1 protein-coding gene is annotated in these 427 nt (G+C 72.8%); it reads right to left on the reverse strand.

Going from position 1 to position 427, the window contains the following annotated elements; translation table 11 throughout:
• On the reverse strand, positions 1-427 hold a 427-nt coding region (locus NQU54_RS48830), incomplete at both ends, for a beta-ketoacyl synthase N-terminal-like domain-containing protein (RefSeq protein WP_306279899.1).

Raw genomic sequence — 427 nt, forward strand, 5'->3', positions numbered from 1 at the left:
TCGTACCCGTACCGTGCGCCTCGACGGCATCCACATCGCCGGCCGACAGCCCGGCGCTGGTCAGCGCCTGGCGGATGACGCGCTGCTGGGACGGCCCGTTCGGCGCCGTCAGGCCGTTCGACGCACCGTCCTGGTTGATGGCGGAGCCCCGGACCAGCGCCAGCACCGGATGGCCGTTGCGCCGCGCGTCCGACAGCCGCTCGACCAGCAGCATGCCGACACCCTCGCCCCAGCCGGTGCCATCGGCCCCGGCCGCGAACGCCTTGATCCGGCCGTCGGCGGCCAGTCCACGCTGACGGCTGAAGTCGATGAAGTTCTCGGGGGTGGACATCACCGTGACGCCGCCCGCGAGCGCCATCGTGCACTCGCCCTGCCGCAGCGCCTGCACCGCCAGATGCAGCGCCACCAGCGACGACGAACACGCCGT

This window comes from Streptomyces malaysiensis subsp. samsunensis, assembly GCF_024519315.1.
GTDB lineage: Bacteria > Actinomycetota > Actinomycetes > Streptomycetales > Streptomycetaceae > Streptomyces > Streptomyces malaysiensis.